Origin of the sequence: Pseudomonas sp. IT-P171, assembly GCF_949767765.1 — a bacterium.
Classification (GTDB): Bacteria; Pseudomonadota; Gammaproteobacteria; order Pseudomonadales; family Pseudomonadaceae; genus Aquipseudomonas; species Aquipseudomonas fluorescens_B.
The window spans coordinates 1-13,469 of sequence record NZ_CATKQN010000057.1 but is presented as its reverse complement, the minus strand read 5'-3'; the positions used below and the strand labels follow the sequence as shown (position 1 = coordinate 13,469).

The window sequence follows — 13,469 nt, the reverse complement described above, 5'->3', positions numbered from 1 at the left end:
GGGTTTACCGACACTTAAGGCCACCAGCCTAGATCGAAAGTGCCCACCCCTTCCCGGTGAGAGTGCTTCCAGATGTTGCTCATCTCCTGTAACGCAAAAAAGCCCATCGATTAAAAAGATATACACTCGAGTGAATCTATAAAAACCGCCCACCGGGTAATTCTTCATGATGACCTTGCGTCAGATTCGCCATTTCATCGCCGTGGCCGAGACCGGCTCGATCTCGGCCGCCGCGCAAACTGCGTTCATTTCCCAATCGACACTGACCCTGGCCATCCAGCAACTGGAGCAGGAAATCGGCGTCGGACTGTTCAACCGTCATGCCAAGGGCATGACTCTGACCCACCAAGGACATCAATTCCTACGCCAGGCGCACTTGATTCTGGCGACGGTGGACAACGCCAAGCGCAGCCTGCAACAAAGCACCGACCAGGTCGCCGGGCAATTGATCATCGGCGTGACCAGCCTCGTCGCCGGTTACTATCTCGCGGATTTGCTCACCCGTTTTCAACGCGCCTACCCCAACGTCGAGATCCGCGTGATGGAGGACGAGCGCCCGTACATCGAGCATTTGCTGGTCAGCGGCGAGATCGATGTCGGCGTGCTGATCCTCTCCAACCTCGAGGACCGCCACGCCCTGCAAACGGAAGTGCTGACCCATTCGCCCCATCGATTATGGTTGCCGGCCCAGCATCCGCTGCTGGAACACGACAGCATCAACCTCGCCGACGTCGCCCGTGAGCCACTGATACAGCTGAACGTCGATGAAATGGATCGCAATGCCCAGCGCATGTGGTCGGCGGCGTCGCTTCAACCGCGCATCACCCTCAGGACCGCTTCGACCGAGGCGGTGCGAAGCCTGGTCGCCGCCGGATTGGGCGTGTCGATCCAGCCCGACATGACGTACCGCCCATGGTCATTGGAGGGCGACATCATCGAAGCGCGGCCCATCGCCGATCTCAGCCAGACCCTCGACGTCGGCCTGGCCTGGCGCCGTGGCACGGCGCGCCCGGCGCTGGTGGACCCGTTTCTGACGGTCGCTCGCGAGCAACCCCACGGCGGGCGCAAGCCATCTATTTAATCGAACGCCACCTTCAGTATTTAGTATTTGTCGACCTCGGGTCCGGGCACTAGTCTTGGTGCATCTATAAGACGGCCGGCCCCAGTCACTGGGAGCAGCATGGCCACACAAGAAAAGAGATCCCGAAAAATGGCTGGCACGCAGACCCCGTTGTTCACCGCGTTGTTGATCGATGGCGAACTGGTCGCGGGTCAGGGTTTTGTCGAACCGATCCTCAATCCGGCCACCGGCGAGGTGCTGACGCACATCGCCGAAGCCAGCACCGAGCAAGTCGAAGCCGCGATCCTCGCGGCCCATCGTGCGTTCGCCAGTTGGTCGCGGACCACGCCGCAGCAGCGCTCGAACCTGCTGCTGGACATTGCCAACGCCATCGAAAAACAAGCCGACCTGCTCGCCCGCCTCGAATCCCTGAACTGCGGCAAACCCTTGCACCTGGCCCGTCAGGACGACTTGAGCGCGACGGTCGACGTGTTCCGCTTCTTCGCCGGTGCCGTGCGCTGCCAGACCGGCCAGCTCAGTGGCGAATACTTGCCGGGTTACACCAGCATGGTGCGCCGCGATCCTATTGGGGTGGTTGCGTCCATCGCGCCGTGGAATTACCCGATCATGATGGCCGCGTGGAAAATCGCCCCCGCCCTCGCCGCCGGCAATACGCTGGTGTTCAAACCGTCCGAGCACACGCCGCTGTCGATTCTGGCCCTGGCGCCCGCACTGGCGGAGATCCTGCCGCGCGGCGTGATCAACATCATTTGTGGCGGTGGTGAAGGCGTTGGCAGCCACTTGGTCAGTCACCCGAAAATCCGCATGGTGTCGCTGACCGGCGATATCGTCACCGGGCAAAAAATCCTGCAAGCCGCTGCGAAAACCCTGAAGCGCACGCATCTCGAACTCGGCGGTAAGGCGCCGGTGATCGTCTGCAACGATGCGGACATTCAAGCCGTGGTCGACGGCGTGCGCACCTACGGTTATTACAACGCCGGCCAGGACTGCACCGCCGCCTGCCGGATTTATGCACAGGCCGGGATTCACGACCGACTGGTGGCCGAACTCGGCGCAGCGGTCAGCAGCCTGCGCTTCGCCGGCAAACGCGACGCCGACAACGAAATTGGTCCGTTGATCAGTACCCGCCAGCGCGACCGCGTGGCCAGTTTCGTCGAACGTGCCCTCGGCCAGCCGCACATCGAGCGGGTGACCGGCGCAGCCGTGCATTCCGGCGCCGGCTTCTATTACCAACCGACGTTGCTCGCCGGTTGCAAACAGAGCGATGAAATCGTCCAGCGCGAAGTGTTCGGGCCGGTCGTGACCGTGACCCGTTTCGACCAACTCGAACAAGCCGTGGACTGGGCCAACGACTCGGAATACGGCCTCGCATCGTCGGTCTGGACCCAGAACCTCGACAAAGCCATGCAGGTCGCCGCGCGCCTGCAGTACGGCTGCACCTGGATCAACAGCCATTTCATGCTGGTCAGCGAAATGCCCCATGGTGGCCTGAAACGCTCGGGCTACGGCAAAGACCTCTCCAGCGATTCGCTTCAGGACTACAGCGTGGTGCGGCACATCATGGCGCGCCACGGACAACATCTCTGACTACGCTAATAACAAGCCGCCAACGGCATGCTTCACCACGTTCACAACTGCCCCGACCATAATTAAAGAAGAGGGAATTCCCATGTTCGTGCACAAGACCGCACTGCTCAGTGCAATCACCACGGCGCTGCTGGCGAGCGCCAGCATCCAGGCCGCCGAACCGCTGAAAGCCGTCGGTGCCGGCGAAGGTCAGCTGGATATCGTCGCCTGGCCCGGCTACATCGAACGTGGCGAAAGCGACAAGGCCTACGACTGGGTGACCGATTTCGAGAAGGAAACCGGCTGCAAGGTGAACGTGAAAACGGCCGCCACTTCCGATGAGATGGTCAGCCTGATGTCCAAGGGCGGCTACGACCTGGTGACCGCGTCGGGCGATGCGTCGCTGCGGTTGATCGTCGGCAAGCGAGTACAGCCGATCAACACCGCGTTGATTCCGAACTGGAAGAACCTTGACCCGCGTCTCAAGGATGGCCCGTGGTACGTCGTCAACAAACAAACCTTTGGCACTCCGTACCAGTGGGGGCCGAACGTGCTGATGTACAACACCAACGTGTTCAAGACTGCCCCGGACAGCTGGAGCGTGGTGTTCGAAGAGCAGACCCTGCCGGACGGCAAGTCCAACAAGGGCCGGGTCCAGGCTTACGACGGTCCGATCTACATCGCCGATGCGGCGCTCTACCTCAAGGCGAAACGGCCGGAACTGGGGATCAAGGACCCGTACCAGCTCAACGAAGAACAATACAAAGCCGCGCTGGACCTGCTGCGCAAACAGCAGCCGTTGATCCACCGCTACTGGCATGACGCGACCGTGCAGATGAGTGACGTCAAGAACGAAGGCGTCGTGGCGTCCAGTACCTGGGGCTACATGGTCAACGGTCTGGTGGCGGACAAGCAGCCGGTGGCTTCGGTCATTCCGAAAGAAGGTGCCACGGGTTGGGCCGACACCACCATGCTGCACGCCGACGCCAAACACCCGAACTGTGCCTACAAGTGGATGGACCATTCGCTGCAACCGAAGGTCCAGGGCGACCTGGCCGCCTGGTTCGGTTCGTTGCCGTCGGTTCCCGCGGGCTGCAAAGAGAGTGAATTGCTCGGCGCCGAAGGCTGCAAGACCAACGGTTTCGACCAGTTCGAAAAAATCGCCTTCTGGAAAACCCCGCAGGCTGAAGGCGGCAAGTTCGTGCCATACAGCCGCTGGACCCAGGACTACATCGCGATCATGGGCGGCAGATAACACACCGCCCCCCCGTGGCGAGGGAGCTTGCTCCCGCTGGAGTGCGGAGCACTCCCAAAAGGGCTGATGCGGTCTGCATGACAGGCCGCATGACTGGTTTTGGGGCGGCTTCGCCACCCAGCGGGAGCAAGCTCCCTCGCCACACACGCCAACTGATTCAGATTTTTCAGATGTCCTGGCGGGGCCGCTGTGACGGCCCTCGCCTTTTCGGAGCACCGCACCATGACGCTTGCAGTCCAGTTCACCAACGTTTCCCGTCTATTCGGCGAAGTGAAAGCCGTAGACCGGGTTTCCATCGACATCCAGGACGGCGAGTTCTTTTCCATGCTGGGCCCTTCCGGCTCCGGCAAAACCACGTGCTTGCGCCTGATCGCCGGTTTTGAACAACCGAGCGCAGGCTCGATCCGGATTCATGGTCACGAAGCCGCCGGGCTGCCGCCGTATGAGCGTGACGTCAACACAGTGTTTCAGGACTACGCGCTGTTCCCGCACATGAACGTGCTCGACAACGTGGCCTACGGTTTGAAAGTCAAAGGCGTCGGCAAGGCAGAACGCCGCAAACGCGCCGAAGAAGCCCTCGACATGGTCGCCCTCGGCGGCTACGGCGAGCGCAAGCCGGTGCAGCTCTCCGGCGGTCAACGCCAGCGTGTGGCCCTGGCCCGCGCATTGGTCAATCGCCCACGGGTGTTGCTGCTCGACGAACCCCTCGGCGCCCTCGACTTGAAGCTGCGCGAGCAAATGCAGAGTGAGCTGAAGAAGCTGCAACGCCAGCTCGGCATCACGTTCATTTTCGTCACCCACGATCAGACCGAAGCGCTGTCGATGTCTGACCGCGTGGCCGTGTTCAACAAGGGGCGCATCGAGCAGGTCGACACGCCACGCAATCTCTACATGAAACCGGCGACCACCTTTGTCGCGGAATTCGTCGGCACCTCCAACGTGATTCGCGGCGATCTGGCGCAGCAACTCAGCGGCAATCCGCAGCCGTTTTCGATCCGCCCGGAACACGTGCGTTTCGCCGAAGGCCCGCTGGCCAGTCACGAAATCGAAGTCAGCGGTTTACTCCACGACATTCAGTACCAGGGCAGCGCCACGCGCTATGAACTGAAACTGGAAAACGGCCAGACACTGAACATCAGCCAGGCCAACAACCAGTGGCTGGACGTCAGCGCGCAGCATCAGACCGGGCAACGTCTCAGCGCACGCTGGGCGCGGGAAGCGATGATCCCGCTGCACGACACCGTTGCCGGCGGGGTGTGAGATGACCAGCGTAGTTCTCCCTCAAACGCCGGCCGGCGGCTCGCCGTTGCGCAGGTTTTCCAACCTGCTGTATCGCCGACCGAATTTTTACCTGGCGCTGCTGCTGGTGCCGCCACTGTTGTGGTTCGGCGCGATCTACCTCGGTTCGCTGCTGGTGCTGTTGTGGCAAGGCTTCTACACCTTCGACGACTTCACCATGGCGGTCACGCCGGACCTGACCCTGGCCAATTTCGCCGCGCTGTTCCAGCCCTCGAACTTCGACATCATCCTGCGCACCTTGAGCATGGCAGTCGTGGTGTCGATCGCCAGCGCCATCGTCGCGTTCCCGATTGCCTACTACATGGCGCGCTACACCACGGGCAAAACCAAGGCGTTTTTCTACATCGCGGTGATGATGCCGATGTGGGCCAGTTACATCGTCAAGGCCTATGCCTGGACCTTGCTGCTGGCCAAGGGCGGCGTGGCGCAGTGGTTCGTTCAACACCTTGGACTGGAGCCGGTCTTGCAGTTCGTGCTGGGCATTCCGGGCGTGGGCGGCAGCACCTTGTCGACCTCGCACCTGGGGCGCTTCATGGTGTTCGTCTACATCTGGCTGCCGTTCATGATCCTGCCGATTCAGGCCTCGCTGGAACGTCTGCCGCCCTCGCTGCTGCAAGCCTCCGCCGACCTGGGTGCCAAGCCACGCCAGACCTTCATGCAGGTGATTCTGCCGCTGTCGATTCCGGGCATCGCCGCCGGTTCGATCTTCACGTTTTCGCTGACCCTGGGCGACTTCATCGTGCCGCAACTGGTGGGCCCGCCGGGGTACTTCGTCGGCAGCATGGTCTACGCCCAGCAAGGCGCGATCGGCAACATGCCGATGGCCGCGGCCTTCACGCTGGTGCCGATTGTGCTGATCGCCATTTACCTGACCATCGTCAAACGACTGGGGGCCTTCGATGCACTCTGAGAAAGCTTCTTTAGGCCTGAAAATCGCAGCCTGGGGCGGACTGGTGTTCCTGCACTTCCCGATCCTGATCATCTTCCTCTACGCCTTCAACACCGAAGACGCAGCGTTCAGCTTTCCGCCCAGGGGCTTCACCCTGAAGTGGATCGGCGTGGCGTTCTCACGGCCGGACGTGCTGGAAGCGATCAAACTGTCGCTGCAGATCGCCTCCGTGGCGACGCTGATTGCGCTGGTACTCGGCACGCTGGCATCGGCCGCGTTGTACCGGCGGGATTTCTTCGGCAAGCAGGGCATCTCGCTGATGCTGATTTTGCCCATCGCGTTGCCGGGGATCATCACCGGGATCGCGCTGCTGGCGACGTTCAAGACGCTGGGCATCGAGCCGGGGATGTTCACCATCATCGTCGGCCACGCGACCTTCTGCGTGGTGATCGTCTACAACAACGTCATCGCCCGGTTGCGCCGCACGTCGCACAGTTTGATCGAAGCCTCGATGGACCTCGGCGCCGACGGTTGGCAGACCTTCCGCTACATCGTCCTGCCGAACCTGGGCTCGGCGATGCTCGCCGGCGGCATGCTCGCGTTTGCGCTGTCGTTCGACGAAATCATCGTCACCACCTTCACCGCCGGCCATGAACGCACCCTGCCGCTGTGGCTGCTCAACCAGCTCAGCCGCCCACGGGACGTGCCGGTGACCAACGTCGTCGCGATGCTGGTGATGATGGTGACCATGCTGCCGATTCTCGGCGCCTATTACCTGACCCGTGGTGGTGAGAGCGTGGCGGGCAGTGGCGGGAAATAACTGACAACGACTACTCACTGTAGGGACCCGCGCCCACATTTGGGCCGGTTCCTACAGAAGAAAACAACAGTTCCGAAGAGGACAGAACCATGCAAACCCAACTCTTGATCAACGGCCAACTTCTCGACGGCGAAGGCCCCGCCCAACCGGTGTTCAACCCGGCCCTCGGTCGCGTGCTGGTGGAAATCAACGAAGCCAGCGAAGCCCAGGTCGATGCCGCCGTGCGCGCTGCCGACGCCGCGTTCGACAGCTGGTCGCAGACTCCGCCCAAGGAGCGCTCGCTGCTGCTGCTCAAACTCGCCGACGCCATCGAAGCCCACGGCGAAGAGCTGGCCAAACTCGAATCCGACAACTGCGGCAAACCCTACAGCGCCGCGTTGAACGACGAGATTCCGGCGATTGCCGACGTGTTCCGTTTCTTCGCCGGCGCCAGCCGTTGCATGAGCGGCTCGGCCGGCGGTGAATACCTGGCCGGCCACACCTCGATGATCCGCCGCGATCCGGTGGGCGTGATCGCCTCCATCGCGCCGTGGAACTACCCGCTGATGATGGTCGCCTGGAAAATCGCCCCGGCCCTCGCCGCCGGTAATACCGTGGTGCTCAAGCCGTCGGAGCAAACCCCGCTGACCGCGCTGCGCCTGGCGCAACTGGCGTCGGAAATCTTCCCGGCCGGCGTACTCAACCTGGTGTTCGGCCGTGGTCCTTCCGTCGGCAGCCCATTGGTCACTCACCCGAAAGTGCGCATGGTGTCGCTGACCGGCTCGATCACCACCGGTTCGAACATCATTTCCAGCACTGCCGACAGCGTCAAACGCATGCACATGGAACTGGGCGGCAAGGCCCCGGTAATCATCTTCGACGACGCCGACATCGACGCCGCCGTGGAAGGCATTCGCACCTTCGGTTTCTACAACGCTGGCCAGGACTGCACCGCGGCCTGCCGCATCTATGCGCAGGAAGGCATCTACGACAGATTCGTCGAGAAGCTCGGCGCGGCGGTCAGCAGCATCAAGTACGGCCTGCAGGATGACCCGTCGACCGAACTCGGGCCGCTGATCACCGCGCAGCACCGCGACCGGGTGGCCGGTTTTGTCGAACGTGCCATGGCGCAATCGCACATCCGTTTGATCACCGGCGGCAAGGCGGTTGAAGGCAATGGTTTCTTCTTTGAACCGACGGTGCTGGCCGACGCGCTGCAGGACGACGAAATCGTCCGTCGCGAAGTGTTCGGGCCGGTGGTGTCAGTGACCAAGTTTGCCGATGAAGCGCAGGTGCTGGGCTGGGCCAACGATTCGGACTACGGCCTGGCGTCGTCGGTGTGGACCGCCGACGTCGGTCGTGCGCATCGCCTGTCGGCGCGCTTGCAGTACGGCTGCACCTGGGTGAACACGCACTTCATGCTGGTCAGCGAAATGCCCCATGGCGGTCAGAAATTGTCCGGCTACGGGAAGGACATGTCGATGTACGGGCTGGAGGACTACACCGTTGTGCGGCATGTGATGTTCAAGCACTAAAAGCTTCGCGAGCAAGCCGGCTCCTACAAGGTTTTTGTGCACGACGCGGACCTGTGGGAGCTGGCTTGCCAGCGACGGCGTCAACTCGGTTTCAGGGCCGAAACCGGCAACACGCACCACCAGGTTTCAACGCAGACAACCAAAACAATAACCACCGATCCGGGCAGCGCCGCCAAGGCCCCGCCACGGTTTCGGACATCCGAAATCTGCCGATTTTCCGGAGCTAACACACCATGAACGCCATCCCCGAACTCTCTGCAGCCGCTGCCGACAGCGATGCCGAGCAACTCCTCAAGCTGGGTTACACGTCCAACTTCAACCGCAGCATGAGCCTGTGGGAAAACTTCGCCCTGGGCTTCACTTACCTCTCGCCGGTCGTAGGGGTTTATACCCTCTTCGGCCTGTGCCTGGCCGCCGGTGGGCCACCGATGTTCTGGGCCTATTTGCTGGTCGGTTGCGGCCAGTTGCTGGTGTGCCTGATCTTCGGTGAAGTGGTCTCGCAGTTCCCAATTTCCGGTGGCGTCTACCCATGGGCTCGCCGCTTGGTGGGCAAACGCTGGGCGTGGATGGTCGGCTGGATCTACTCCATCGCCCTGTGCGTCACCATCGCTGCCGTTGCCGTGGGTGCAGGACCTTACCTGGCCGCGATGATGGGTTTTGAACCCAGCGGTAACACCAACATCGTCATCGCTCTGGTGCTGACGCTGTTCGCCACACTGGTCAATCTCAGCGGCACCAAAGTGCTGGCGCGGATCGCCATGTTCGGCTTTCTCTGCGAGCTGGTCGGCGCGGTGATCGTCGGCGTATACCTGCTGATTTTCGAACGCCATCAACCGATCAGCGTGCTGTTCAACACCTTCGACATCAGCATTGATGGTTCCTACCTGCCGGCCTTCCTGACCGCCTCGCTGGCGGGGATGTTCCTGTACTACGGCTTTGAAGCCTGCGGCGACGTGGCTGAAGAAACCCCGAACCCGAGCAAGCAGATCCCGGTGGCCATGCGCATGACCATCTACATCGGCGGCATCGCGGCGATGTTCGCCTGCCTGGCGCTGATCCTCGCCGTGCCGGACATGCAAGCGGTGATCAACGGCACCGACAAAGACCCGGTCACCACCATCCTCAACAACGCCTTCGGCCCGATCGGTTCGAAAGTGGTGATGGGCGTGGTGATGATTTCCTTCATCTCCTGCGTCATCAGCCTGCAAGCGGCGGCGAGTCGTCTGCTGTATTCCTACGCCCGGGATGAAATGGTCATCGGCAGCTCACTGTTGAAGAAGATTTCCCCTACAACCCAGGTTCCGGTTGCCGCGTTGTTCGTCTCCGGCGTCCTGCCGGCGCTGATCATCATTCTCGGCTTCTTCCTGCAAGACGCGGTGGCCACCATCGTCAGCTTCGCCGCCATCGGCATCTACCTGGCGTTCCAGATGATCGTCCTCGCCGCGCTGTATGCACGCCTGAAGGGCTGGAAACCGAGCGGCAAATTCACCCTCGGCGCATGGGGTTGGCCGGTGAACATCGGCGCGCTGGTTTATGGTGTCGGCGCCATCATCAACATGGCCTGGCCACGTACACCGGATGCGGCGTGGTACATCAACTATGCGATGGTGTTGAGTACGGCGATCGTGATTGGGTTGGGGCTGCTTTATATGTGGATTGCCAAGCCGTATGACCATGGCGCGGCGCCTGCGGGGGATGCATGGAAGGTTAGTCGCTAAGAACGATTGCCCCGGGATTCTGTGGGTTCCCGGGGCAAGCTTGGCGCCTCAGACTCCAGTTTTACGCTTCGTGCAAAAACAGGAAAATCCTACAGACCAAGCCTTCTCGCAAAGGCTCTAATTCCTACGACACGCGTCGCCAGAGTAGACTTGGCGCCGCGAGCGCCTGACCGATAGGCTTTACCCCGTCGCTGCAAAATCAGCGATCCGGGGTCGAAGCCGGAAACTCCTCAACATGGCGCATCTGCGCTCCCATATGAACTGGGGCATTTTTTGCCTTTCAGTTTCACTTTATGGCGGGCCGTGTGACGCGGGCCTCTTGGCTTACATGTTGATCGAGAATGTCCCGACTTCGAACGCCACACGGTCCGCCACCCAAATCTGTCGAAGGATTAGTGGCGGCTCCTTTTTCAACATGGAGTCGAAGAAATGCACACGCTAAATCCGTCTGAAGTCCATCCTCATTTCATCCCCACCGTTTTCCCCCGCCACAACCGATTCCTCCACGCGATCACGCAAGCAAACCAAGCCTGGTTCTGCGTTCATGACCTGGGACGTTTGATGGGCCGCCCGCTGGACCAACGACTCACACAAAAACTCGACCCTGATCAACGCCGATACATCTGGCTGCTGAAAAACGGCAAAACCGTCGAATCACTCATGGTCAGCGAGTCTGGAATGTACGCATTGCTGGTCCACCATTTTGTCCCGGAAAACCGCAACCTGCGCCAATGGCTGAGTAACGAAGTCATACCTGCGCTGCGTGAGTCGAACGCGGCACCTGTGGAAAACATGCCTAGCCTGAGTTCGTTGCAATGGGGCGGGCTCTCGGTGCCACTGCTGCACTGGCAACAGTCGGCCTGGATCAAGTGGCGGGACATGCCAGATCTGGTCCAGGCACAGCGGCCGTTTCCAATCATGGGCACTTGCAGCTGAAGCACAGCCAATGAAAAGGGGCAGACTTCACAGTCCGCCCCTTCAGTTTGGGTACATCTATTAAATGGCTTTCACGGTAACCACCTCGACTCAAAACCGCGAAACACTGCGCATCGCATCCACCAGATACCGCATCGCGATCCGGTCACTCTCCGACAACTCGCGATACCGCTCCACCAGTTTCAACTCCTCGGAATTAAGCCGACGCCTTCGCCGCCCGATACCCAGGCAAGGGAAGATCCCCAACATTTCGGTAATGCCTTGTACTTTCGACATGGACGATGTCCCTCTTTAAGTCAAAGAAAACTTCAGATACCGCATCGCCCTTCTCTTTTTCAGCCGCGTCCTTGTACAACTGAATCCCACCGGCCTGAGGGCAGAAACCGGTCATGCCCATAGAATAGGAAGTAAATTGGCGCTGAAAAGCGGTTTTTAGAGTAATTAGTCGAAAAAAGCAGAAATGCCCTGTAAATCAGAAATCTCTGTGGGAAACGTCAACCGAAACGTCTTGTTTCATTGCGATGCTATCGTCACGCCATCAATCATTTTTGCTCTGCCACCGAACGGTTTAAGCTATTTGGCATCTGTTTAAAGTCCGTTGCGTTTGGCCGAAGGCATGTCCGAACCTCCATTTCTGATCCAGCACGTGCCAGGAACGGCGCGGGATTGTTCACGACAGGTTGTACTTATGCACCGCAGGAATTTGCTCAAAGCGTCCATGGCCATCGCTGCCTACACTGGTTTGTCCGCCACTGGCCTGCTCGCTGCCCGCGCCTGGGCCGGGAATGAAACGGCGGATGGCAAGGCTCAGGCCTTCGACTTCGAAACCCTGAAAATCCAGGCCAAGCAACTTGCCGGCAACCGCTATCAGGACACCAAGCAGGTGCTGCCGCCGACGCTGGCGACCATGACCCCGCAAAATTTCAACGCGATCCGCTACGACGCCAATCATTCCTTGTGGAAGGATTTGAAAGGTCAGCTGGACGTGCAGTTTTTCCACGTCGGCATGGGTTTCAAGCAGCCGGTGCGCATGTACAGCGTCGACCCCAAGACGCGTCAATCGCGCGAGGTGCATTTCCGCCCTTCGCTGTTCAACTATGAAAAAACCACCGTCGATACCAAGCAGCTCACGGGTGACCTGGGTTTTTCCGGTTTCAAGCTGTTCAAAGCGCCTGAGCTGGACCGGCATGACGTGTTGTCGTTCCTCGGCGCCAGTTATTTCCGCGCGGTAGATGCTACGGGCCAGTACGGTCTGTCGGCCCGTGGTCTGGCGGTCGATACCTACGCGAAGAAACGTGAGGAATTCCCGGACTTCACCAAGTTCTGGTTCGAGACCCCGGACAAGGACAGCACCCGTTTCGTGGTGTACGCCCTGCTGGACTCGCCGAGCGCGACCGGTGCCTACCGGTTCGACATCGATTGCCAGGCCGAACGCGTGGTGATGGAGGTTGACGCTCACATCAATGCACGCACCGCCATCGAACAACTGGGCATCGCACCGATGACCAGCATGTTCAGCTGCGGCACCCACGAGCGGCGCATGTGCGACACCATTCACCCGCAGATCCATGATTCGGATCGCCTGGCGATGTGGCGTGGCAATGGCGAGTGGATCTGCCGTCCACTGAACAATCCGGCCACCCTGCAATTCAACGCCTTCGCCGATACCGATCCGAAAGGTTTCGGGTTGGTACAGACTGATCACGAATTCGCCAACTATCAGGACACGGTCGACTGGTACAGCAAACGCCCGAGCCTGTGGGTAGAACCTACAACCGCGTGGGGCGAAGGCTCTATCGATCTACTGGAAATTCCTACAACCGGCGAAACCCTCGATAACATCGTCGCGTTCTGGACCCCGAAAAAACCGGTCGCCGCCGGCGATTCCCTGAATTACGGCTACAAGCTGCACTGGAGCGCGCTGCCGCCGGTCGGTACGCCACTGGCGCGGGTCGCCGCGACCCGTTCGGGCATGGGCGGCTTCACTGAGGGCTGGGCACCGGGCGAACATTATCCGGAGGTCTGGGCACGCCGGTTTGCGGTGGACTTCACTGGCGGCGGTCTGGACCGCTTGCCTGAAGGCACAGGCATTGAGCCGGTAGTGACGTGCTCCAACGGCGAAGTCAAAGACTTCAACGTGCTGGTGCTGGATGACATCAAGGGCTACCGGATTACGTTTGACTGGTTCCCGACCAATGACAGTGTGGCCCCGGTGGAGCTGCGGTTGTTCATTCGCACCAATGACCGGACGCTGAGCGAGACCTGGTTGTATCAGTACTTCCCGCCGGCGCCGGAGAAGCGTAAGTACACCTGAAGCAAGAGGGTTGTCTGGGCAGGTCTTTTCGCGAGCCTGCTCGCGAAGACTGCAGCACAGTCAATGAATACCCCCCA

The 13,469-nt window shown here is 60.5% G+C and carries 11 protein-coding genes; 10 read left to right on the top strand and 1 reads right to left on the bottom strand.

Annotated elements, in window-relative coordinates; genetic code table 11:
* Positions 1-166: 166 nt before the first annotated feature.
* The 9 genes from ACM6I5_RS24325 (at position 167) to ACM6I5_RS24285 (ending at position 11,078) form a co-directional block, all read left to right on the top strand.
* Positions 167-1,081, top strand: coding sequence for a LysR family transcriptional regulator (locus tag ACM6I5_RS24325; RefSeq protein ID WP_008072897.1), 915 nt, complete (start codon positions 167-169; stop codon positions 1,079-1,081).
* 129 nt (positions 1,082-1,210) lie between these two features.
* Positions 1,211-2,668: a gamma-aminobutyraldehyde dehydrogenase gene (locus ACM6I5_RS24320; protein ID WP_017336651.1), complete on the top strand. Its 1,458-nt coding sequence runs from the start codon at positions 1,211-1,213 to the stop codon at positions 2,666-2,668.
* A gap of 82 nt (positions 2,669-2,750) precedes the next feature.
* A complete protein-coding gene (gene ydcS, locus ACM6I5_RS24315; RefSeq protein WP_017336650.1) occupies positions 2,751-3,902 on the top strand; it encodes a putative ABC transporter substrate-binding protein YdcS in 1,152 nt (383 codons plus the stop codon).
* A gap of 222 nt (positions 3,903-4,124) precedes the next feature.
* On the top strand, positions 4,125-5,162 hold the full coding sequence (locus tag ACM6I5_RS24310) for an ABC transporter ATP-binding protein (RefSeq protein WP_017336649.1): 1,038 nt from the start codon (positions 4,125-4,127) through the stop codon (positions 5,160-5,162).
* Position 5,163: 1 nt separating this feature from the next.
* Positions 5,164-6,111: an ABC transporter permease gene (locus ACM6I5_RS24305; RefSeq protein WP_414884851.1), complete on the top strand. Its 948-nt coding sequence runs from the start codon at positions 5,164-5,166 to the stop codon at positions 6,109-6,111.
* Positions 6,101-6,910, top strand: a complete 810-nt coding sequence (locus tag ACM6I5_RS24300; RefSeq protein WP_017336647.1) for an ABC transporter permease — start codon at positions 6,101-6,103, stop codon at positions 6,908-6,910. The genes ACM6I5_RS24305 and ACM6I5_RS24300 overlap by 11 nt, the downstream gene beginning before the upstream one ends.
* Before the next feature lie 89 nt (positions 6,911-6,999).
* The gene (locus tag ACM6I5_RS24295) at positions 7,000-8,424 is read left to right on the top strand and encodes a gamma-aminobutyraldehyde dehydrogenase (protein ID WP_414884850.1); all 1,425 of its coding nucleotides are present in this window, start codon (positions 7,000-7,002) and stop codon (positions 8,422-8,424) included.
* A 233-nt stretch (positions 8,425-8,657) separates the two neighbouring features.
* Positions 8,658-10,142 (top strand): APC family permease, encoded by a 1,485-nt coding sequence (locus tag ACM6I5_RS24290; protein WP_414884849.1) that lies wholly within the window; start codon positions 8,658-8,660, stop codon positions 10,140-10,142.
* A 429-nt stretch (positions 10,143-10,571) separates the two neighbouring features.
* Positions 10,572-11,078: a Bro-N domain-containing protein gene (locus ACM6I5_RS24285; protein ID WP_414884848.1), complete on the top strand. Its 507-nt coding sequence runs from the start codon at positions 10,572-10,574 to the stop codon at positions 11,076-11,078.
* 90 nt (positions 11,079-11,168) lie between these two features.
* On the opposite strand, the gene ACM6I5_RS24280 is transcribed toward ACM6I5_RS24285, so the two are convergent.
* The gene (locus ACM6I5_RS24280; RefSeq protein WP_017340256.1) at positions 11,169-11,354 is read right to left on the bottom strand and encodes a hypothetical protein; all 186 of its coding nucleotides are present in this window, start codon (positions 11,352-11,354) and stop codon (positions 11,169-11,171) included.
* Positions 11,355-11,766: 412 nt separating this feature from the next.
* Between ACM6I5_RS24280 and ACM6I5_RS24275 the strand changes: the two genes are divergently transcribed.
* Positions 11,767-13,392, top strand: a complete 1,626-nt coding sequence (locus ACM6I5_RS24275) for a glucan biosynthesis protein D (protein WP_414884847.1) — start codon at positions 11,767-11,769, stop codon at positions 13,390-13,392.
* Positions 13,393-13,469: the final 77 nt, after the last annotated feature.

Coding starts and splice junctions, on each gene's coding strand:
- ACM6I5_RS24325 (WP_008072897.1), top strand. CDS start 167: ATGATGACCTTGCGTCAGATTCGCCATTTCATCGCCGTGGCCGAGACC.
- ACM6I5_RS24320 (WP_017336651.1), top strand. CDS start 1,211: ATGGCTGGCACGCAGACCCCGTTGTTCACCGCGTTGTTGATCGATGGC.
- ydcS (WP_017336650.1), top strand. CDS start 2,751: ATGTTCGTGCACAAGACCGCACTGCTCAGTGCAATCACCACGGCGCTG.
- ACM6I5_RS24310 (WP_017336649.1), top strand. CDS start 4,125: ATGACGCTTGCAGTCCAGTTCACCAACGTTTCCCGTCTATTCGGCGAA.
- ACM6I5_RS24305 (WP_414884851.1), top strand. CDS start 5,164: ATGACCAGCGTAGTTCTCCCTCAAACGCCGGCCGGCGGCTCGCCGTTG.
- ACM6I5_RS24300 (WP_017336647.1), top strand. CDS start 6,101: ATGCACTCTGAGAAAGCTTCTTTAGGCCTGAAAATCGCAGCCTGGGGC.
- ACM6I5_RS24295 (WP_414884850.1), top strand. CDS start 7,000: ATGCAAACCCAACTCTTGATCAACGGCCAACTTCTCGACGGCGAAGGC.
- ACM6I5_RS24290 (WP_414884849.1), top strand. CDS start 8,658: ATGAACGCCATCCCCGAACTCTCTGCAGCCGCTGCCGACAGCGATGCC.
- ACM6I5_RS24285 (WP_414884848.1), top strand. CDS start 10,572: ATGCACACGCTAAATCCGTCTGAAGTCCATCCTCATTTCATCCCCACC.
- ACM6I5_RS24280 (WP_017340256.1), bottom strand. CDS start 11,354: ATGTCGAAAGTACAAGGCATTACCGAAATGTTGGGGATCTTCCCTTGC.
- ACM6I5_RS24275 (WP_414884847.1), top strand. CDS start 11,767: ATGCACCGCAGGAATTTGCTCAAAGCGTCCATGGCCATCGCTGCCTAC.